The sequence below is a fragment of the Rhizobium sp. TRM96647 genome (genome assembly GCF_025780115.1).
Lineage (GTDB): Bacteria > Pseudomonadota > Alphaproteobacteria > Rhizobiales > Rhizobiaceae > Mycoplana.
Map to the genome: position 1 here is coordinate 320,637 of NZ_JAOXHF010000001.1, position 19,988 is coordinate 340,624.

Annotated in this window: 17 protein-coding genes and 1 riboswitch; of the genes, 6 read left to right on the forward strand and 11 right to left on the reverse strand. The window is 68.0% G+C overall.

Annotated features, from left to right (window positions below):
• The first annotated feature begins 214 nt into the window (after positions 1-214).
• Positions 215-430, forward strand: a riboswitch (cobalamin riboswitch).
• 100 nt (positions 431-530) lie between these two features.
• Together OCK02_RS01490 and metH are read left to right on the forward strand one after the other, a co-directional pair.
• Positions 531-746 carry a hypothetical protein gene (locus tag OCK02_RS01490; RefSeq protein WP_263811491.1) on the forward strand — a complete coding sequence of 72 codons (216 nt, stop codon included), beginning with the start codon at positions 531-533 and terminating at the stop codon, positions 744-746.
• Positions 747-826: 80 nt separating this feature from the next.
• Positions 827-4,615: a methionine synthase gene (gene metH / locus OCK02_RS01495; protein ID WP_263811492.1), complete on the forward strand. Its 3,789-nt coding sequence runs from the start codon at positions 827-829 to the stop codon at positions 4,613-4,615.
• Between the two features lie 5 nt (positions 4,616-4,620).
• On the opposite strand, the gene OCK02_RS01500 is transcribed toward metH, so the two are convergent.
• A complete protein-coding gene (locus OCK02_RS01500) occupies positions 4,621-5,646 on the reverse strand; it encodes a YeiH family protein (RefSeq protein WP_263811493.1) in 1,026 nt (341 codons plus the stop codon).
• Between the two features lie 71 nt (positions 5,647-5,717).
• Between OCK02_RS01500 and OCK02_RS01505 the strand changes: the two genes are divergently transcribed.
• The gene (locus OCK02_RS01505) at positions 5,718-6,605 is read left to right on the forward strand and encodes a LysR substrate-binding domain-containing protein (protein ID WP_318530304.1); all 888 of its coding nucleotides are present in this window, start codon (positions 5,718-5,720) and stop codon (positions 6,603-6,605) included.
• Between the two features lie 19 nt (positions 6,606-6,624).
• On the opposite strand, the gene cobM is transcribed toward OCK02_RS01505, so the two are convergent.
• Both cobM and cbiE read right to left on the reverse strand, forming a co-directional pair.
• Positions 6,625-7,386, reverse strand: coding sequence for a precorrin-4 C(11)-methyltransferase (gene cobM, locus OCK02_RS01510; protein ID WP_263811494.1), 762 nt, complete (start codon positions 7,384-7,386; stop codon positions 6,625-6,627).
• 78 nt (positions 7,387-7,464) lie between these two features.
• The gene (gene cbiE, locus OCK02_RS01515) at positions 7,465-8,724 is read right to left on the reverse strand and encodes a precorrin-6y C5,15-methyltransferase (decarboxylating) subunit CbiE (protein WP_263811495.1); all 1,260 of its coding nucleotides are present in this window, start codon (positions 8,722-8,724) and stop codon (positions 7,465-7,467) included.
• On the opposite strand from cbiE, the gene OCK02_RS01520 reads away from it, so the two are divergent.
• Complete coding sequence (locus OCK02_RS01520) at positions 8,708-9,478, forward strand: cobalt-precorrin-6A reductase (protein ID WP_263811496.1); 771 nt, start codon at positions 8,708-8,710, stop codon at positions 9,476-9,478. The genes cbiE and OCK02_RS01520 overlap by 17 nt on opposite strands.
• Here the strand turns inward: OCK02_RS01520 and OCK02_RS01525 are convergent.
• From OCK02_RS01525 to OCK02_RS01550, 6 genes are all read right to left on the reverse strand, one after another.
• Positions 9,442-10,206, reverse strand: coding sequence for a precorrin-3B C(17)-methyltransferase (locus OCK02_RS01525; protein WP_263811497.1), 765 nt, complete (start codon positions 10,204-10,206; stop codon positions 9,442-9,444). The genes OCK02_RS01520 and OCK02_RS01525 overlap by 37 nt on opposite strands.
• Entirely contained in the window at positions 10,203-10,940 is a 738-nt protein-coding gene (locus tag OCK02_RS01530; RefSeq protein WP_263811498.1) for a precorrin-2 C(20)-methyltransferase, read from the reverse strand. The genes OCK02_RS01525 and OCK02_RS01530 overlap by 4 nt, the downstream gene beginning before the upstream one ends.
• Entirely contained in the window at positions 10,937-11,569 is a 633-nt protein-coding gene (locus OCK02_RS01535) for a precorrin-8X methylmutase (RefSeq protein WP_263811499.1), read from the reverse strand. The genes OCK02_RS01530 and OCK02_RS01535 overlap by 4 nt, the downstream gene beginning before the upstream one ends.
• Positions 11,566-12,954 carry a precorrin-3B synthase gene (cobG, locus tag OCK02_RS01540; protein WP_263811500.1) on the reverse strand — a complete coding sequence of 463 codons (1,389 nt, stop codon included), beginning with the start codon at positions 12,952-12,954 and terminating at the stop codon, positions 11,566-11,568. Before cobG ends, OCK02_RS01535 begins: the two co-directional genes overlap by 4 nt.
• On the reverse strand, positions 12,951-13,733 hold the full coding sequence (cobF, locus tag OCK02_RS01545; protein WP_263811501.1) for a precorrin-6A synthase (deacetylating): 783 nt from the start codon (positions 13,731-13,733) through the stop codon (positions 12,951-12,953). The genes cobG and cobF overlap by 4 nt, the downstream gene beginning before the upstream one ends.
• Before the next feature lie 133 nt (positions 13,734-13,866).
• A complete protein-coding gene (locus OCK02_RS01550) occupies positions 13,867-14,691 on the reverse strand; it encodes an AraC family transcriptional regulator (protein ID WP_263811502.1) in 825 nt (274 codons plus the stop codon).
• A 121-nt stretch (positions 14,692-14,812) separates the two neighbouring features.
• On the opposite strand from OCK02_RS01550, the gene OCK02_RS01555 reads away from it, so the two are divergent.
• Positions 14,813-16,009 (forward strand): MFS transporter, encoded by a 1,197-nt coding sequence (locus tag OCK02_RS01555; RefSeq protein ID WP_263811503.1) that lies wholly within the window; start codon positions 14,813-14,815, stop codon positions 16,007-16,009.
• Positions 16,010-16,087: 78 nt separating this feature from the next.
• On the opposite strand, the gene OCK02_RS01560 is transcribed toward OCK02_RS01555, so the two are convergent.
• Together OCK02_RS01560 and OCK02_RS01565 are read right to left on the reverse strand one after the other, a co-directional pair.
• A complete protein-coding gene (locus OCK02_RS01560) occupies positions 16,088-17,371 on the reverse strand; it encodes an NAD(P)/FAD-dependent oxidoreductase (RefSeq protein ID WP_263811504.1) in 1,284 nt (427 codons plus the stop codon).
• A gap of 132 nt (positions 17,372-17,503) precedes the next feature.
• Positions 17,504-18,397 carry a LysR family transcriptional regulator gene (locus OCK02_RS01565; RefSeq protein ID WP_230806204.1) on the reverse strand — a complete coding sequence of 298 codons (894 nt, stop codon included), beginning with the start codon at positions 18,395-18,397 and terminating at the stop codon, positions 17,504-17,506.
• Positions 18,398-18,568: 171 nt separating this feature from the next.
• Between OCK02_RS01565 and OCK02_RS01570 the strand changes: the two genes are divergently transcribed.
• The gene (locus OCK02_RS01570) at positions 18,569-19,978 is read left to right on the forward strand and encodes a VOC family protein (protein ID WP_263811505.1); all 1,410 of its coding nucleotides are present in this window, start codon (positions 18,569-18,571) and stop codon (positions 19,976-19,978) included.
• Positions 19,979-19,988 lie beyond the last annotated feature (10 nt).

Here is a 19,988-nt window from a genome sequence, read left to right on the forward strand (position 1 = left end):
CTTTCTTTAGCCGCAATGGCAGGCTGTTGCAACAGAACTGGAAGGCAGGGGCAAGGCGACTCCAACAATATCAAGGCCATGAGATACCACCCTTGGCCTACGTGACCAGCGGTGAACGGGACCTGAACGCGGCGCATCCGGCAAGGGTTCCATGCCCGTGTCCAATTCCGTCGATAACCCGCCCGCCTGCGTTGACATCGCCGTCGCCTTCGGGCCACCTTGCGGCCATCAGGGTTCTTCCGAATCGTTCGCGACGAGGAAGCGAAGAGGGAAGCCGGTGCGATGGGAAGCCATCCATTCCGGCGCTGCCCCCGCAACTGTAGGCGGCGAGCTGCTGTCCCCCATGCCACTGGCACGTTTCGTGCCGGGAAGGCCGGACAGAGGCAACGACCCGCAAGCCAGGAGACCTGCCCTGATGAACTCGTAACGTCCATGGGCGGGGTGTCCCACGGGTGCGCTTGCTCCGCGTCAAGGCGGATCTTCAGCTTGCGTGCGTCCGGTCATCCCCCAATTCCAGATTGGGGAAAGTCATGCATGTCACCATCGAACAGAACGCCTCGGGCTCCGGAAAGCCGGAATCCGTCTTCATCTCGTGGCTCCTCTGGCAGCCGCGCGGCGCCGATCTTCCGGCAGAGGCCCTGAAGGAACTCGTCAAGCTCGCACCCTACAGGGACCGTGATCCGGACATCGTCCGGCTCCGTTCGCTGTTCGAGCGGCTCGCGGGACGATCAGGCCGGCCGCACTGATTTTCGCATAAAGACATATTGACATAAACATATCTTTATGTGATCTCCGGAGCAGACATGCTGCATCGGAGGGCTTCGCCATGGCATCGGCCGACCTCGACGACCTTTTTGGTCCCGAACTACCACCCCGCAATGGCAAGGACATCGCCGATGCGCTGCGCGCCGCCGCGCGCGAGCGCATCCTCGTCCTCGACGGCGCCATGGGCACCGAGATCCAGACGCTCGGCCTCGTCGAGGACGATTTCCGCGGCAGCCGCTTCGGCGAGTGCGCCTGCCATCAGCAGGGCAACAACGACCTCCTGACGCTGACGCAGCCGGCCGCGATCGAGGACATCCACTATCGCTATGCACTTGCCGGCGCAGACATCCTCGAGACCAACACCTTTTCCTCCACCACGATCGCCCAGGCCGACTACGGCATGGAGGACATGGTCTACGAGCTCAACCGCGACGGTGCCCGCCTCGCCCGCCGCGCCGGCCTGCGCGCGCAGGAGAAGGACGGGCGGCGGCGCTTCGTCGCCGGCGCGCTGGGCCCGACCAACCGCACCGCCTCGATCTCGCCGGACGTCAACAACCCGGGCTACCGCGCCGTCACCTTCGACGACCTCAAGCTCGCCTATGCCGACCAGCTCCGCGGCCTCATCGACGGCGGCGCCGACATCATCCTGATCGAGACGATCTTCGACACGCTGAACGCCAAGGCGGCGATCTTCGCCACCCGCGAGGTCTTCGCCGAAAAGGGCATCGAGCTGCCGGTGATGATCTCCGGAACGATTACCGACCTTTCCGGCCGCACGCTGTCCGGCCAGACCCCGGAAGCCTTCTGGAATTCGGTCCGCCACGCCGACCCCTTCTCGATCGGGCTGAACTGCGCCCTCGGCGCCAACGCCATGCGCGCCCATCTGGACGAGATCTCGTCCGTCGCCGACACCTTCGTCTGCGCCTATCCGAACGCCGGCCTGCCGAACGCCTTCGGCCGCTACGACGAGACGCCCGAGCAGATGGCCGCCCAGATCGAAGGCTTCATGCGCGACGGCCTCGTCAACATCGTCGGCGGCTGCTGCGGTTCGACGCCGGCCCATATCGAGGCGATCGCCAAGGCCGCGGCCCGTCACGCGCCGCGTGCGATCCCGGACATTCCCCGCCACATGCGGCTGTCCGGGCTGGAACCCTTCACGCTCACCAAGGACATCCCCTTCGTCAATGTCGGCGAGCGCACCAACGTCACCGGTTCGGCAAAATTCCGCAAGCTCATCACCGCCGGCGACTATGCGGCCGCCCTCGACGTCGCCCGCGACCAGGTGGCGAACGGCGCGCAGGTGATCGACATCAACATGGACGAGGGCCTGATCGATTCCGAAAAGGCGATGACGGAGTTCCTGAACCTCGTCGCCGCCGAGCCGGACATCGCCCGCGTGCCGGTGATGATCGACAGCTCGAAATGGGAGGTCATCGAAGCGGGCCTGAAATGCACCCAGGGCAAGCCGCTGGTCAATTCGATCTCGCTGAAGGAAGGCGAGGAAGCCTTCCTGCACCATGCGCGGCTCGTGCGCGCCTATGGCGCCGCCGTCGTCGTCATGGCCTTCGACGAGACCGGCCAGGCCGACACGCAGCAGCGCAAGGTCGAGATCTGCACCCGCGCCTACAAGCTGCTCACGGAGGTCGCCGGCCTCGCTCCGGAAGACATCGTCTTCGACCCCAACATCTTCGCCGTCGCCACCGGCATCGAGGAGCATGACAACTACGGCGTCGATTTCATCGAGGCGACGCGGCAGATCGTCGGGACGTTGCCGCATGCGCATGTCTCCGGCGGCGTCTCCAACCTCTCCTTCTCCTTCCGCGGCAACGAGCCAGTGCGCGAGGCGATGCACGCCGTCTTCCTCTACCACGCCATCCAGGCCGGCATGGACATGGGCATCGTCAATGCCGGCCAGCTCGCCGTCTACGACACGATCGATGCGGATCTGCGCGAGGCCTGCGAGGACGTGGTGCTGAACCGGGCCCCCAAGGGTGGCGGTACCGCGACCGAGCGGCTGCTCGAGATTGCCGAGCGCTTCAAGGGCGCAGGCGGCAAGGAAGCGAAGGAGAAGGATCTCGCCTGGCGCGAATGGCCGGTCGAAAAGCGCCTGGAGCACGCCCTCGTCAACGGCATCACCGAATTCATCGAGGCCGACACCGAAGAGGCGCGCCGCGCCGCCGCCCGTCCGCTGCATGTGATCGAAGGGCCGCTGATGGCCGGCATGAACGTCGTCGGCGACCTGTTCGGCGCCGGCAAGATGTTCCTGCCGCAAGTGGTCAAGTCGGCCCGCGTGATGAAGCAGGCCGTCGCCGTGCTGCTGCCCTACATGGAAGAGGAAAAGCGCGCGAACGGCGGTGCTGTGCGCGAGAGCGCCGGCAAGATCCTGATGGCCACGGTCAAGGGTGACGTGCACGACATCGGCAAGAACATCGTCGGCGTCGTTCTGGCCTGCAACAACTACGAGATCGTCGACCTCGGCGTGATGGTGCCGGCAGCGAAGATCCTGGAGACCGCGAAAGCCGAGAACGTCGACATCATCGGGCTTTCCGGCCTCATCACCCCCTCGCTCGACGAGATGGTGCATGTGGCAGCCGAGATGGAGCGCGAGGGCTTCGACATCCCGCTGCTGATCGGCGGCGCGACGACGAGCCGCGTCCACACCGCGGTGAAGATCCACCCGCGCTACGACCGCGGCCAGGCGGTCTATGTCACCGATGCCAGCCGCGCCGTCGGCGTCGTCTCCAGCCTCCTGTCACCGGACGCGCGGCAGGGCTATGTCGAGACGTTGCAGGCGGAGTATCGCAAGGTGGCCGACGCCCATAGACGGGCCGAGGCGGAAAAGCAGCGACTGCCGCTGGCCAGGGCCCGCGACAACGCCTTCAGGCCGGACTGGTCCGCCTACCGCCCGAAGACACCTTCCTTCCTCGGCACCCGCGTGTGGCAGGACTGGGATCTGGCCGAGCTCGCCCGCTACATCGACTGGACGCCGTTCTTCCAGACCTGGGAACTGAAGGGCGTCTATCCGAAGATCCTCGACGACGAGAAGCAGGGCGCGGCCGCCCGCCAGCTCTTTGCCGATGCGCAGGCCATGCTGGAGAAGGTCATCGCCGAGAAATGGTTCACCCCGAAGGCCGTGGTCGGCTTCTGGCCGGCCAATGCCATCGGCGACGATATCCGGCTCTTTCAGGACGACAGCCGCAGCCGGGAACTCGCGACGTTCTTCACCCTACGCCAGCAGCTTTCCAAGCGCGACGGCCGTCCCAACCTGGCGCTTTCGGACTTCGTCGCGCCGGCGGAGAGCGGCATTGCCGACTATGTCGGCGGCTTCGTCGTCACCGCCGGTATCGGCGAGATCGCGATCGCCGAGCGCTTCGAGCGCGCCAACGACGACTATTCCTCGATCCTGGTCAAGGCGCTGGCCGACCGCTTCGCCGAGGCCTTCGCCGAGCGCATGCACGAAGTCGTCCGCAAGGAGCTCTGGGGCTATGCCGCAGGGGAAGCCTTCTCGCCCCAGGAACTCGTCGCCGAACCCTATGCCGGCATCCGGCCCGCCCCCGGCTACCCGGCCCAGCCCGACCACACCGAGAAGACGACGCTGTTCCGCCTGCTCGACGCGGAGAGGGAGATCGGCGTCCAGCTGACGGAGAGCATGGCCATGTGGCCCGGCTCCTCCGTCTCCGGCCTCTACATCGCCTCCCCCGAGAGCTACTATTTCGGCGTCGCCAAGGTCGAGCGCGACCAGGTCGAGGACTATGCCAGGCGCAAGGGCATGCCTGTTGCCGAGGTCGAGCGCTGGCTGGGGCCGGTGTTGAACTATGTCCCGGCGCCGCTCGCAGCCGCCGCCGAGTAGACCCGTCAGGCCGGGCTGACCTGTAGCAGCAGGATCATCGCGTAGCTCGCCGCAAGCAGCGCCAGGAGCGACAGGAGCACGGTGGCGCTCACCCGCATCCCGGCCTGCATCACCTTGCGGATGTCCACGCTAAGCCCGAGGGCGGCCATGGCGATCACCGTCAGGGCACCGGATGCCGTGTTCATGGTGGTGGCCGCCGTCTCACCGATCAGGCCGAAGGAGCGGGCCGCCAGCATCAGCAGGAACCCGACGATGAACCACGGGACGAGCCGGTGCAGCGGCGGTCGGCGGCGATCACCGCCCGACCGGTTCGCCGACACCAGCGACAGCAGCAGCACGACTGGCCCGAGCATCATCACGCGCACGAGCTTGACCAGCATGCCCATCTGCACGCTGACGGCCGAGACCGGGGCCGTCGCCGCGAAGACCTGCGGAACGGCATAGACGGTCATGCCGGCAAGGATGCCGTAATCCACGCCCGAAAGCCGCAGGACGGGCGCCAGCAACGGCAATAGCAGCACGGTCAGCACGCCGAGCACAGCGGTGAAGGCGATCGAGCAGGTCACATCGTCGGGCCGCGCCCGGATGACCGGCGCGGTCGCGGCGATCGCCGAATTGCCGCAGATCGAATTGCCGCAAGCGACGAGCACGGCCAGCCGCTTCGGCAGGCCGAGAAAGCGGCCGATGCCATAGCTGACCGCAAGCATGCAGAACACGACGAATGCGATGCCGCCGAGCATTGCCGGCCCGATAGAGGCCAGCACCGCCGCGCTGATCCCGGAGCCCAGCAGGACGATGGCGATCTCCAGAAAGTACTTGGCGGTGAAATCGATGCCGGGGTCGAAAAGATCTGGACGCCTGAGCAGGAGGCGGGCAACCGCACCGAGGAGGATCGCCAGCACGAGCGCCTCGAGCCAGGCCTCACCTGCAAGCTGCCTCTCGGCGAGATCACCCAGAAGCGCGAGACCGGCGATGGCCAGCGAGAGAAGGACACCGGGGGCATGGGCACGAAATGGAATGACTTTGCTCATACACAGTAAATGATGGAAATTTATTGTGCAATCCATCGGTAAATAGGGTACGTTTCGTTCGATTTTATTGAATGATCGCCATGACACTGGAACAGCTCCGCATCTTCATCGCCGTCGCCGAACGCGAGCATCTCACCCAGGCGGCGCTGTCGCTGCACCTGACCCCATCGGCCGTCAGTTCCGCCATCCGCACGCTCGAGGAACGCTACTCGGTTGCCCTCTTTCATCGGACCGGGCGCCGGATCGAGCTGACCGAAACAGGGCGTGCCTTCCTGGCCGAAGCGAAGGCGACGGTCGCACGCGCACGGGAAGCGGAACTGTTTCTCGCGGAGGTCGGCGATCTGCGGCGGGGTTCGCTGACGCTGGCTGCCAGCCAGACCATCGCCAGCTATTGGCTGCCGCCGGTGGTGATGCGGTTGCACCAACGATATCCGGGTGTGGACCTGCGCGTCAGTGCCGCGAACACCGAGCTTGTCGCCGCGGCCGTCATCGACGGCGCGGCGGAAATCGGTCTCGTGGAAGGTGCGGTGGATAGCCCACTCCTGGCGCAGCGGGTCATCGCCCGCGATCGCCTTGTCGTCGTAGCCCTGCCGGAGCATCCGCTGGCACAACGCCGCGGTGTCGAGCGCGACGACCTTCTGGCCGCCCGCTGGGTGCTGCGCGAGGCGGGATCGGGCACCCGCTCCGTCCTGACCTCCGCCCTGGACGCCAAACCGGGCCAACTGGCGGTGGAACTGACGCTTCCCTCGAATGAAGCAGTCCGCGCCGCCGTGCGGGCGGGCCCGTTTCTTGGAGCCTTGTCGGAACTGATCGTGCAGGCCGACATCGACGCGGGCCGGCTCGTGAAGCTCGACTTCACCCTGCCGGAGCGCCAGTTCCTGATGCTGCGCCATCGCGAGCGCCACCGTTCGAAGGCCTCTCTCGCCTTCGAGGACATGGCGACCGCGCCAGAACGCTGACCGGCCTTACGTCAGCGCCTCAATCGCCCCGCCCGCGAAAACGCCGCTGGTAGGCCGGATCGTAGAGCGAGCTTTCGCGGAAGTCCTCGGCCGCGAGCGTCCGCCCGACGAAGATCAGCGCCGTGCGCTCGATCGGCTCCTCGGCGACCCTGGCGGCGATGTCCGCAAGCGTGCCACGCACGATCCGCTCGTCCGGCCAGGACGCCTTGACCACGATCGCCACGGGGCAATCACCGCCATAGAGCGGCGTCAGGTCCGAAACCACCTCATCCAGCGCATGGATGGCCAGATGGATCGCGAGCGTCGCCCCGGTTGCCCCGAAGCCCTGTAGCGTCTCCCGGTTCGGCATCGGCGAGGCGCGGCCGGAGACGCGGGTCAGCACCAGGCTCTGCGCCACCGCGGGGATCGTCAGTTCGCGCTTCAGCGCCGCCGCCGCCGCTGCAAACGACGGCACGCCGGGCGTCAGCGTATAGTCGATGCCGAGCTTCTCCAGCCGGCGGATCTGTTCGGCGACGGCGCTCCAGACGGAAAGATCGCCCGAATGCAGCCGCGCCACGTCCTCGCCCGCCGCGGCCGCGCGCACATATTCCGCCTCGATCTCGTCGAGCGACATCGGCGCGGTATCGACGATGCGCGCGCCCGGCGGGCAATATTGCAGAAGCTCCGGCGACACGATCGAGCCGGCAAAGAGGCAGACCGGGCAGCGGCCGATCAGGTCGCGTCCGCGGACGGTGATCAGGTCGGCGGCGCCCGGCCCGGCGCCGATGAAATGGACGGTCATTCTGTTTCCTCGATCCCTCTGCCATGCCGATCCGGCCGGATCGCGCGCAGCCTTGTTCAGACGGCCGGTCGCCGTCGGTTAGTCCTTCGCCAGCTTCGTCCAGCTCCATTGCGTCACCGGCATCGCCGGCCGCCAGCCGGTCATCTGACCGACGGGGGCAGCGCGCGCGATGTCGATCCTCGTCAGCGAGCCGCCGAGCCGGGCATGAGCGGACAGGAGCACCGCCTCCATCTCCGTCGTCACCGCATTGGCGACCAGCCGGCCGCCCGGCTTCAATGCCGCAACCGCGGCCTCGAACACCCCGTCCTCGCTGCCGCCGCCGCCGATGAAGATCGCGTCGGGCTCCGGCAGGCCGGCCAGCGCCGCGGGCGCGACCCCTTCGACCACCGACAGGCCCGGCACGCCGAACCGGCCCGCGTTCCGGGCGATCCGCGCCGCCCGCTCGGGCGCAGCCTCGATCGCAACCGCCCGCAACGACGAATCGGCCAGCATCCATTCGATGCCGATCGAGCCGGAGCCCGCGCCGATATCCCACAACAACTCGCCGTGCCGCGGCGCCAGCGCCGAAAGCGTCAGCGCCCGCACCTCGCGCTTGGTGATCTGGCCGTCGTGCTCGAACAGCCCGTCGTCGAGCCCCGCCGTGAAAGGCAGGATACGGGCTTCCGCATCGGCGACCACCTCCACCGCGCAGACGTTCAGCATGTCGATGCCGTCGAGCGCCGCGCCGTCCGCCCCATGCGTACGCACCCGTTCGCGCGGGCCGCCCAGCGCCTCGAGCACCGTCAAGGCCGACCGGCCGAATCCGGCTTCGGATACCAGCCTCGCAAGCGCCTTCGGCCCGTCGCTGTCGGAGGTCAGCGCCAGGATGCAGGCACCGGGATGCAGATGCGGCCGGATGAGGTCGACCGGCCGGCCGTGCAGCGACACGCAGACCGTATCCTGCAGCGCCCAGCCCATGCGCGAGGCGGCGAGGCTGAAGGAGGAGGGCGCCGGCAGTACCGTCATCTCCGCGCGCGGGATCGCGCGCGACAGCGTAACGCCCACACCGAAGAAATAGGGGTCGCCCGAAGCCAGCACCACGACCGGCCGGTTCCGCACGGCCAGCACCGCCTCGACGGAGCGTTCGAACGGGCTCATCCATCCCCGGCGCACCCCGGCGATCGCCGGCGATGCGAGCTCCAGGTGCCGCGCACCGCCGAAGACGATCTCCGCCTTTGCGATTGCCGCCTTGGCCGCGTCGGAAAGACCGGCTAGACCATCCTCGCCGATCCCGACGATGGTGAGCCAGGGGGCTGCGGCAGGCAATGTGGACGGATCAGCCGTGGACAAGAAACGCATCCTCATTCTGGGCGGCACCGCCGAAGCCCGCGAACTTGCCGGCCGGCTGGCCGCGCGCGGCGATCTCGAGGTGACGCTGTCGCTTGCCGGCCGCACCCTCGATCCCGCGCCGCAGCCCGTCCCCGTCCGCACCGGCGGCTTCGGCGGCGCAGAGGGACTGGCCGGCTATCTGGCCGCGCAGCACGTCGATCTCCTGGTGGACGCCACCCATCCGTTCGCGCGGCAGATCTCGGCCAATGCGGAACGCGCGGCCGAACTGGCGGATACGCCGATCCTGCGCCTGCAGCGCCCCGGCTGGCAAAAGGTCGAGGGGGACCGCTGGACGGGCGTGGCGACGCTTCAGGACGCGGTCGCAGCACTCGGCGAGGTGCCGATGCGGGTCTTCCTCGCGATCGGCCGACAGGAGGCGCATCACGTCAACGCCGCCCCGCAGCATGCCTATCTCGTCCGCAGCGTCGATCCCGTCGAGCCGCCGCTGACCGTGCCGCATGCCACCTACCTGCTTGCCCGCGGCCCCTTCACGATCGACGACGAGATCGCGCTGCTGCGCGACCATCGCATCGACGCGCTCGTCTCCAAGAACAGTGGCGGCGCGGCGACCTATGCGAAGATCGCCGCTGCTCGTGCGCTGGGCCTGCCGGTGGTCATGGTCGAGCGCACCGCAAGCCGCGGTGTCGCCACGGCGGAAACGATAGACGGGATCCTGCCGCTGATCGATCATGTCGCCTCCGGCGGCAGGAAGCGCGGCGTATAGACGAGATCGGGCCGGCCCGCGCGGGCGATCACCCGCGTCTGCGCCGATCCGATGATGACGCAGGTGGCCATGTCCGCCCTCCCGGCATCCGCCTCGCCGAGCGGCATCACCAGCATCTCCTCGTCCGGCCGGCCGGCGGCGCGGCCGAACACCACCGGCGTTTCCGCCGGCAGCACCATACGCAGGATCTCGAACGCCTTGCCGAGCTGCCAGGGGCGGGCCTTGCTGATCGGGTTGTAGAGCGCCGTCACCAGCCCGGCCTCGGCCACGAGGCGCAGCCGCGTCTCGATCACCGCCCAGGGCTTGAGGTTGTCCGACAGCGAGATCGCGCAGAAATCATGGCCGAGCGGCGCGCCGATCCGGGCGGCGACGGCCAGCATCGCGGTCACCCCGGGGACGACGACGAGATCGACCTCGCGCCATCCGGCGGGTCCCGCATCGATCGCCTCGCAGACCGCCGCCGCCATGGCGAAGACACCGGGATCGCCGCCGGAAACGACGCAGACGTTCACGCCCGCCGCCGCCCGCTGCAGGGCAGCCTGCGCCCGGTTCAGTTCCTCGCGATTGTCGGAGGCGACCTTCTTCTGGTCCGGCCGCAGCGACAGCCGGTCGATATAGGGGAAATAGCCGAAGAATTCGCTCGAGGCTGCAACCGCCCGCGCCGCCTCTGGCGTCATCTGGTCCGGATTGCCGGGCCCGGTGCCGATCACGTGGAGCGTGCCGCTCATGACCTGCCGCTCCAGCCGGGGACGAGCACCAGCGAGAAATAGGGCGCGCTGTCGTCCAGCTTCTCCGACAGCCGCACCGCCCGGCTTTCCGGCATGGTGCCGCGCTCGACATAGATCGCCTCGACCAGCCGTCCCGAGGCAGTGAGCGCGCGGCGGATCTTCGGCAGGTTGCGCCCGACCTTCATGATGACGGCCGCCTGCGTGTCCGCCAGCCGGCGCGACATCTCGCCTTCGCCCAGGGTTCCGGGCAGCACCGACAGCACGTCGTCGCCCTGCACGATCGGCAGGCCTGAGAGCGACCAGCAGCCCGACATCGCCGTGATCCCGGGGATCACCTCGGTCGGAAAGCGATCCGAAAGACGCACATGCAGGTGCATGTAGGAGCCGTAGAACATCGGATCGCCCTCCGAGAGGATGGCGACCGTGCGGCCGGCCGAAAGATGCTCGGCGACCGCTGCGGCGGAGGCGTCGTAGAAGGCGGTGATCTGGCTCTTGTAGTCGTCGTGCTCCTTGTCGATCTCGACGGTCACCGGATAGTAGAGCGGTAGCTCGATCATGCCGGGCTTCAAGAACCCCTCGACGATCGCCCGGCCGTTGCCGGACCGGCCGGCCTTGGCGAAGAAGGCGAGCACGTCGGCCTCGCCGATCGCGCGCACAGCCTTCAGCGTCAGCAGCTCCGGATCACCCGGCCCCGTTCCCACGCCATAGAGGCGTCCTGTCGCAAGCCGGCTCACAGCCCTGCCCTCGCAAGCGAATTGAGCGCTGCCGCCGTCATCGCGCTGCCGCCCATGCGGCCGCGGACGATGGCGTAGGGCACCCCGTAGGAGTTCTCCGCCAGCGCCGCCTTCGACTCCGCCGCGCCGACGAAGCCGACCGGCATGCCGAGGATCGCAGCCGGCTTCGGCGCGCCGTCGCGCAAGAGTTCGAGCAGGTAGAACAGCGCCGTCGGCGCATTGCCGATGGCAACCACGGAGCCGGCCAGCCGATCCAGCCACAGCCGGATGGCGGCGGCGGAGCGCGAATTGCCGATCTCGCCGGCGATCCCGGGCGTACGCGGGTCGCGCAGCGTGCAGATCACCGCGTTGTCCGCCGGCAGCCGTGCCGCCGTCACCCCGCGGGCAACCATCTCCGCATCGCAGAAGATCGGCGCGCCGTTAACAAGCGTCCTGCGGCCCGCCGCGACGAAGCCGGTCGAGAATTCGATATGCGCTGCGGCCTCGACCAGCCCGCAGGCGTGGATCATCCGCACCGCCACGTCCGTCTCGTCCTCCGAAAACCGGGCGAGGTCGGCCTCGGCGCGGATGATCGCGAAGGATTTCTCGTAGATGGCGTTGCCGTCCTTGATGTAGTCGTAGTCTGTCATTGCCTGCCTTGCCGAACGATGTCGGCGATCGCCCCGGCTCCGAGCCGTTCGATCGCCTGCCGCACCGTCTCTCCCTTCAATCTCCGCTCGCGGACGAGCGCCGCGAGCCTTTCCATGGTCCTGCCGGCCTCTTCAGCCGAAAGCGTCGCCAGTTCCCTGTCCCCGCTCCGGCCGTCGAACACCATCCCGATCCCGTCCGCCCGCCCGCACAGCGCGAGCACGGCCGGCGACGGATGCGCGCAGCCCTTCGCGCATCCGGAAACGTGGACGGTCATCGACCCGTCCAAGAGGTCCGGCACGCGCAAGACAAGTTGGTCGGCAACGGCCTTCGTGTCGAACGTCCCGGAGGCGCAGCCGGCGGCACCGGCACAGACGGCGATCGCATTGCCGGGCGCATCCGCCCGCGTCCAGAAGCCCGCCGCCCCGGCCAGCGCAGCCGCGGCATCCATCCTCGCGGCAGACAGGCCGAGGACCAGCAGCGCCCGGTGCGGCGACAGCCGGATCCCGGTCGCGCCGAGACCGGCAAGTCCGCGCATCAGGCCTTCGAGCGTGACGGCATCCGTCGCGCCATAGGGCAGACCGATGCCCAGCACCGATCGCGCCCCGACCGCGTGACGACCGACCGGCGACGGCGGAAACGCCGGCAGGGCCGGAAAGTCCGCATCGACGGCCATGGCGCCAAACGCATCCCGCAAGGCCCCGGCATCCAGGTCGCGACCGCGCGCTGCCGGCCCCGTCCCATCCAGCGCCCGGAGCACGATGGCAAGTGCCGCAAGCGCATCCCTGTCCGCCACGGCGGCCACCGGCCGCGCCGAGCGCACGTCGCCACCGACCGAAAGCCGCCAGAACAGGTCCCCGCCCCGACGAACGGCGTCGAGGCGGATGTCTCCCACCATGTCGGCAAGGCTCAACCGCCCGCCGCCGTCGACGACGATCGAGAGCTTCGGCGCCAGCCGCAGCCGCGACAGCGGCCCGGCGATCGCCTGCCGGATCGCAGCCGCAAACGGTGTCGCATCGGCAGCCTCGTCCGGATCGAGCCCGGACAGGGCCGGCGTCTCGACCGCGACACCGCGATGAAAATCGATGCCGGCATCGGCAAGCCCTGCCGCAAGCGGCTGGACCGTATCGTCCTTCAGGCCACGAAGCTGCAGGTTGCCGCGGGCGGTGACCTCCAGCAGGCCGTTGCCATGGTCCGCGGCCAGGCGCGCAATCGCAATATAGTCGGCAGGGGCGAGACCCGGGCGCACCGGGCGCAGCCGCACCAAAAGCCCGTCGCCCGTCTGCATCGGGGTCGCGAGCGACGGGCAGGCACCGCGGCGCAGGGAGGGAGCCGGCTGTGCCGCAGACGGCAGGCCATTTTCCGATGGAAGGGACGGCGTCGTCATGGCTCGCCCTCCCCGGCCTCTCCCGGCGACCGGCGGATCAGGTAGGTATCCATGATCCAGCCGTGCTCGGCGCGCGCGCGGCCGCGCATGTCGGAGATCGTCTCGGCCACGTCGCCGAGCCGGCCGGAAACGGTGATCTCCAGCGGCGTGCCGAGATAGGCGCCCCAGTGGATCTCCGCCTCGGGGTCGGCCACCGAACGGAACGCCTCGACGCCGTCGAGCATGACGACGACATCGTCCGCACCATCAGGCCAGCCCTGCGAGAGCCGGCGCCCGGTGGTGATCTCCACCGGCAGGCCGATACGGTTCAGCGCGATCTTGCGGCTGGCGCACAGCGCCTGGATGCTGGTGATGCCGGGGATCACCTCGAGGTCGAAGGCCACGCGGCCGCCGGCGCGCACATGCTCGACGATGCGAATCGTGCTGTCGTAGAGCATCGGGTCGCCCCAGACGAGCAGGCCGATCGTGTCCTCCGGGCCGGATCGCTCGAGGATCAGGTCCTCGTAGATCCGCGCGATCGCATGGTGCCAGTCGTCGACGCCGTCGCCGTAGGGGCCGTCCGTGCGCCGCCTCGGCACGGCGTATTCATGGATGCGGGTATCGGGACTGGTGAGATAGCGCTCGCAGATGTCGCGGCGCATGTCGGCGAGGAAGGCCTTCTCCTCCCCCTTGGTCGGGATCAAAAGCACGTCCGCGCGGTTCAGCGCGTTGATCGCCTGAACGGTCATGTGCTCGGGATTGCCAGCGCCTATCCCGATGATCAGAATTGTCCTCGACACGTCCACTCCCCGTGCGGCCAGCGCTCCCGGTTGCGTCCCGATTTGGGTCCCGCAGATCCTTCCTAATCCCAAAGCGGCGCGAGGAACAGTGCCCTAGGGACGGCGTTGGCCGGTCTTTTTGAGACGCATCGTCTCAGGCAGCCGCCTGGCGGGCGGTGAAATAGGTGCGGGGCGAGGCGCCGAGCATGCGCTTGAACATGGTGATGAAGGCCGCAACGCTCTCATAGCCGGCATCGAGCGCCACCGTCGTCACCGGCTCGCCGCGCGCAAGCCGCGGCATGCAGGCGAAGATGCAGGCCTGTTGCCGCCAGGTGGCGAAGCTGACCCCGGTCTCCTCGCGAAACAGGCGGGTGAACGAGCGCCGGCTCATGTTCAGCCGTCCCGCCCAGTCGTCGATCTTGGCGCCGGGAATCGGGCGGTCGAGAAATTCGCGGCAGAGCGCGGCCAGCCGGTCGCTGGCCGGGAACGGCAGGCCCAGCGGCTGCTCCGGCAGCCGGCCGATCTCGTCGACCAGCAGCGCCATCACCAGATCCTCCCGGCGGCCGTCGTCCTCCTGCCCCTTCAGCCGGATCGCCTCCGCCAGCAGATGATGGGCGAGCGCGGAGACCTCCAGCACCGTCGGTGCCGCGGCTGCGGCCCGGCCGACGGGCGAAAGCACGTAGATCGAGCGCATGCTGACGTCGCTGTACATCTCCACCGAATGCTCCAGCCCCCGCGGGATCAGGAGCGCATGGCCCGGCGGGATCATCCAGCGCCCCCGCTTGGTCGAAACCACCACGACGCCGGCGAAGACGCACAGGACCTGCGTGCGCCTGTGGCTGTGGGGCGGCACGACATAACCGCTTGGAACCTCACTGCTGTGCACCAGCACGTCCGCATTGGACTGTTCCATCGACAGGAGATTGCGGATGTGCGCCTCGTCCAGGACGGACAGCACCGCAGGATCAAGCTTCTGCATCTTTGGCCCACTCGCGAAAGAAATGGACCACAGCACAAAAGCAGGCAGATCGCAACCGCGCTATGGGACGCTTGAGCAAACACGCAACAATCCACTCAACACCAGTATCGATCGAGGTCGTATGTCGACGGCAGTTCCCACCGCGCCGGCGCGCGCCGCACAGACCAGCTTTTCCATCATCGTCGCAGTCAGCGTCTGCCACATGCTGAACGACATCATGCAGTCGCTGCTGACGTCGCTCTATCCGCTCCTGAAGGACAACTATGCCCTGGATTTCGTCCAGATCGGCCTTCTGACGATGGCGTTCCAGGTCACCGCCTCGCTGCTGCAGCCGGTCGTGGGCCTGGTGACGGACCGCTGGCCGATGCCGTTCTCGCTGCCGCTCGGAATGGGCAGCACCTTCTTCGGGCTGTTCTTCCTCGCCTATGCCCATTCCTTCCCGGTCCTGGTGCTGGGCGCCTGCCTGATCGGCTTCGGCTCGGCGGTGTTCCATCCGGAATCCTCGCGCGTCGCACGCGCCGCTTCCGGCGGCCGCCATGGCCTGGCGCAGTCGCTGTTCCAGGTCGGCGGCAATACCGGAACGGCCATCGGCCCGCTGCTCGCCGCCTTCATCGTCCTGCCTTTCGGACAGTCGAGCATCGCCTGGTTCTCGGTGGTCGCCCTGCTCGGCATGGTGATCCTGACCTGGGTCGGCCGCTGGTATGCCGGCGAGCGCATCCGTACGGCCCATCACGGCCCGGCCAGCCGCGCCCTGCCCCTGCCGGGCGGCCGCGTCGCCTGGGCCCTGTTCATCCTGGTGCTGCTGACGACGACGAAGAACGTCTACATGTCCTCGATCAGCAGCTATTTCACCTTCTACACCATCGAGCGCTTCGGCCTGTCGGTGCAGGAAGCGCAGCTGATGCTGTTTCTCTTCCTCGGCGCCTCCGCCGCCGGCGTCTTCCTCGGCGGGCCGATCGGCGACCGCTTCGGCGCCCGCTTCGTCATCTGGTTCTCGATCCTCGGCGTCATCCCGTTCGCCATGTTGCTGCCCTATGCGAACCTGTTCTGGACCGGCGTGCTGACCGTCGTCATCGGCCTGATCTTCTCGTCGGCCTTCTCCGCCATCGTCGTGTTCGCGCAGGAACTCGTCCCCGGCCGCGTCGGCCTGATCGCCGGGGTCTTCTTCGGCTTCGCCTTCGGCGCCGGCGGCCTGGGGGCCGCAGCCCTCGGCGTCTTCGCCGACAGCCACGGCATCGCATTCGTCTACCGGATCTGCTCCTACCTGCCGCTGCTCGGCATCCTCACCGTCTTCCTGCCGCGCATCCCGACACGTTGAGGACAGGAAAACCCTGAACGGAAATGGCCCGCGGTCGAAGGACACGCGGGCTTTTTCGTCCGGAGCGGGAACGCCCGCTCAGATGCGCGCCTGCACCAGATGCGCGAGCTGCGCCCCGACCTCGTAATAGCCTTCGCGGATCGGTCGGAAGGACTGCGCCATCGGTTCGGTGACGGGCAGCGGCAGGTCGCCTTCGACGATCTCGCCGGCGATATGGCGCGCCAGCACCTTGCCGAACACCGTTCCGGGCGCAATGCCGCGGCCGTTATAGCCGGAAAAGCCGATGACGTTGTCCGCCAGCCGGTGGAAACGCGGCAGGTTGTCGACCGTCATCCCGATCATCCCGTACCATTCGGCCTCGAACTCGACGCCGCCGATCTCGGGAAACAGCTTCTTCAGCGATCGCCGGGCCCAGGCCTTGTGGATCGCGGCCCCGGTTCCGCGCAGCGCGCCGACGCTGCCGAAGACGAGGCGGCCGAGCTTGTCGAAGCGGAACGAGGACAGGATCTCCGCCGTGTCCCACGCCCCCTCCCGGCCGGGCAGGATCTTCTTCTGCAGGTCCGGCGACAGCGGCTTCGTGCTGAAATTGAAATAGGGCAGGTGGACGAGTTCGGCGCGGACCTCTGCCCAGGGCGCAACCGTATAGGCATTGGTGGCGACGACCACCCAGTCCGCCGACACCGAGCCCCGCTCGGTCCTGACCGTCCACCGCTTTCCCGTCCGCTCGGCGCCGACGACGGGGCTTGCGGTATGGACCTGCACGCCTGCCGCGATCGCCGCCTTCGCCAGCCCGCGCACATAGGCGAGCGGTTGGATCGTGCCGGCGCGCCTGTCGAGCAGGGCGCCGGCATAGGCGTCGGTGCCGACCCGCCGCGCCGTCTCGGCGGCATCGAGCAGCGTCACCGGCGCGCCACGGCGCCCCCATTGCTCGGCACGCGTTTCGAGCTCCTCCAGCCCGGACCGACCGACCGCGCAATGCAGCGTGCCGGCCGGATTGATCTCGCAGTCGATCGCATGCTTTTCGACCAGCTCGAAGACGAGCTTCGGCGCATTGCCGAGCAGGTCGAGCAGGCGGTCGCCATAGAGCTGTCCCAGCACGCCCGGCAACTCGTCCGGCATGGTCCACATGCCGGCATTGACAAGGCCGACATTGCGACCCGACCCGCCGAAGCCGATCTCCTTGCCTTCCAGCAGCACCACGCGGCTTCCGCGCTCGGCCAGATGCAGCGCTGCGGAAAAGCCGGTGAAGCCGCCGCCGACGACCACCACGTCAGCCTCGGCCGGGCCGGCAAGGGCTTGGGTCTCGGGCGCGGGCGGGGCGGTCAGTTCCCAGAGGCCGTGGGAGCGGGGATCGTTCTGCATCGGGTTTCTTCTTCAGTCTGCGTGAAAGCCATGTCCGGATGGCGCCACATTCCGCCATCGCCTGCAAGGAGGAAAGTGCTGTTTCGGCACCGGGTCATTCTCGACGCGAATGAGCCGGCCACGGCCGACGCCTCAATTGACCTGCGTCCCGATCCAGGCCCGGAAGGCCTGGCTCAGCGAGTTTTCCAGCTTCCCTTCCGGCACGACGAGATAATAGCTGTTGTCGGTCTGCATCGGCCGGTCGAAGACGACGGCAAGCCGTCCGCTGGCCAGTTCCTGCTCGATCAGGTAGCGCGGCAGCAGCGCGAAGCCGAGACCTGCGACCGCCGCCTCGATCACCATCGAGAACTGGTCGAAGCGGTGGCCGCGATAGGCCGTCTCGGTTGCCCCGCCATTGATCTCGAACCATTGCGCCCAGAGCTTCGGCCGGGTCGCCAGGTGCATCAGCGGCGCGCGCTCCAGGTCCTTGGGCTCATCGAGTTGCCACTGCCGCAGAAGCTCGGGGCTCGCCGCCGGCAGGATCACCTCGCTGCAGAGATAGGAGCAGCTGGCGCGCGCCCACACCGGCTGGCCGTAGTGGATGGCGAGATCGAAGCTCTCCTCGTCGAAATCGAAGGGTGCGGAGCGCGAGGCGACGTTGATGACCGTGCCCGGATATCGGTCCAGGAAGGCCGGCAGGCGCGGCGTCAGCCAGCGGCTGCCGAAGGTCGGCAGCGTGGCGATCGTCAGGCTGTGGTCGGAGCGCGCCGCCGACATGGCGCGCAGCATGGTCTCTTCCGTCTGGTGCAGGAGCTTGCGCACCTCCGGCAGGAACCGGCGACCGTCCTCCGAAAGCACGACGCGCTGGCGCACGCGCTCGAACAGAAGCACGCCGAGTTGCTCCTCCAGATCCTTGATCTGGCGGCTGACGGCGCTCTGGGTGAGGTTCAGCTCGTTGGCGGCCTGGGTGAAGCTGCCATGGCGCGCAGCGCATTCGAACGCCTGCAGCGTGGTCACGTCGGGGATCAGCCTGCGGCTCAACTTCATTCGGCTCTCGCATCAACCTGTTCAGAACACGCGCAATCAATCGGCATTCCGATCCGTTATGATCCGTTTTGAGAATGATCGGGGCCCTTGCCCCTTGTAGAGCAATTCCGGGAAAAGTGTGAAGCGGTTTTCCGCCGGGGATTGCGCGATATCGAGACGGGACAGGCCGACATGAAAGATCGATCCCACGTATCCGCCGACGCGATCCGCTCGGACTTCTCCGCCGCCATGTCGGCCATGTATCGCGACGAGGTGCCGGCCTACGGCACGCTGATGGCGCTCGTGGCCCGCGTCAACGGCGAGACGCTCGCAGCCGACCCGCAGCTTCGAGGCCGTCTGGAAGCCACCGATTCGCTGGAGCGCATCTCGCAGGAACGCCACGGCGCGATCCGCCTCGGCACGGCGGAAGAGCTCTCGATGATGCGCCGCGTCTTTTCGGTCATGGGCATGTATCCGGTCGGCTACTACGATCTGTCGACCGCAGGCGTGCCGGTCCATTCCACCGCCTTCCGGCCGGTCGGCGACGCGGCCCTGAAGCGCAACCCCTTCCGTGTCTTCACCTCGCTGCTCCGCCTCGACCTGATCGCCGACGCGGCGTTGCGCAACGAAGCCGCAAAGGTGCTGGCTGCCCGGAAGATCTTCACCGATCGCGCCATCGAACTGGTCGGCAAGGCGGAGCGCGACGGCGGCCTCGACGCCGCCGATGCGAAGGCCTTCGTCGGCGAGGTGCTGGAGACCTTCCGCTGGCACGACCGGGCGATCGTCAGCGCCGGCATGTACCAGCGCCTGCACGACGCCCACCGCCTGATTGCCGACGTCGTCTCTTTCAGGGGCCCGCACATCAACCACCTGACGCCGCGCACGCTCGACATCGACCGGGTGCAGGCGCTGATGCCGGAAGAAGGCATCGCGCCCAAGGCCGTCGTCGAGGGACCGCCGACCCGCAAGTGCGCGATCCTCCTGCGCCAGACCTCGTTCAAGGCGCTGGAGGAACCGGTGTCCTTCATCGGCGAGGACGGCGCGTGGAAGACCGGATCGCACACCGCCCGCTTCGGCGAGATCGAGCAGCGCGGCATCGCGCTGACGCCAAAGGGCCGCGCCCTCTACGACAGGCTCCTGGGCGACACCCGCGCCATCGCCCGCCCCGCCGCCGACGGCTCCAACGCCGCCGAATACGAGGCTGCACTCGCAGAAACCTTCGCGGCCTTCCCCGACGGCTGGAACGAGATCCGCAAGGCCGGCCTCGGCTACTTCGCCTATTCGCTGACGGAGAAGGGGCGCACCGCCAAGGCCTCCGGCCGGCACCCCGGCGGGGACATCGAGGCGCTGATCGCTTCCGGCCATGTCCAGTTCGACCCGATCGTCTACGAGGACTTCCTGCCCGTCTCCGCCGCCGGCATCTTCCAGTCCAACCTCGGCGACGACGCCGCGCAGGAATTCGCCGCCAGCCCCAACCAGGTGATGTTCGAGCGCGATCTCGGTGTGGCCGTGCTCGACGAATTCGCCCACTATGCGGGCATCGAAAAGGCCTCTATGGAAGAGTGCCTCGGCATGGCCAGCATGGCGGACGCCGCGGAGTGACGGTCGGCCG

Bases quoted from the DNA above. Each gene is read 5' to 3' on its own strand.
- cbiE (WP_263811495.1), bottom strand. From the start codon at position 8,724: ATGCGTTTCTTGTCCACGGCTGATCCGTCCACATTGCCTGCCGCAGCC.
- OCK02_RS01505 (WP_318530304.1), top strand. From the start codon at position 5,718: ATGATCGCCATGACACTGGAACAGCTCCGCATCTTCATCGCCGTCGCC.
- OCK02_RS01555 (WP_263811503.1), top strand. From the start codon at position 14,813: ATGTCGACGGCAGTTCCCACCGCGCCGGCGCGCGCCGCACAGACCAGC.
- metH (WP_263811492.1), top strand. From the start codon at position 827: ATGGCATCGGCCGACCTCGACGACCTTTTTGGTCCCGAACTACCACCC.
- OCK02_RS01560 (WP_263811504.1), bottom strand. From the start codon at position 17,371: ATGCAGAACGATCCCCGCTCCCACGGCCTCTGGGAACTGACCGCCCCG.
- OCK02_RS01570 (WP_263811505.1), top strand. From the start codon at position 18,569: ATGAAAGATCGATCCCACGTATCCGCCGACGCGATCCGCTCGGACTTC.
- OCK02_RS01535 (WP_263811499.1), bottom strand. From the start codon at position 11,569: ATGACAGACTACGACTACATCAAGGACGGCAACGCCATCTACGAGAAA.
- OCK02_RS01500 (WP_263811493.1), bottom strand. From the start codon at position 5,646: ATGAGCAAAGTCATTCCATTTCGTGCCCATGCCCCCGGTGTCCTTCTC.
- OCK02_RS01550 (WP_263811502.1), bottom strand. From the start codon at position 14,691: ATGCAGAAGCTTGATCCTGCGGTGCTGTCCGTCCTGGACGAGGCGCAC.
- OCK02_RS01525 (WP_263811497.1), bottom strand. From the start codon at position 10,206: ATGAGCGGCACGCTCCACGTGATCGGCACCGGGCCCGGCAATCCGGAC.
- cobM (WP_263811494.1), bottom strand. From the start codon at position 7,386: ATGACCGTCCATTTCATCGGCGCCGGGCCGGGCGCCGCCGACCTGATC.
- OCK02_RS01490 (WP_263811491.1), top strand. From the start codon at position 531: ATGCATGTCACCATCGAACAGAACGCCTCGGGCTCCGGAAAGCCGGAA.
- cobG (WP_263811500.1), bottom strand. From the start codon at position 12,954: ATGACGACGCCGTCCCTTCCATCGGAAAATGGCCTGCCGTCTGCGGCA.
- OCK02_RS01565 (WP_230806204.1), bottom strand. From the start codon at position 18,397: ATGAAGTTGAGCCGCAGGCTGATCCCCGACGTGACCACGCTGCAGGCG.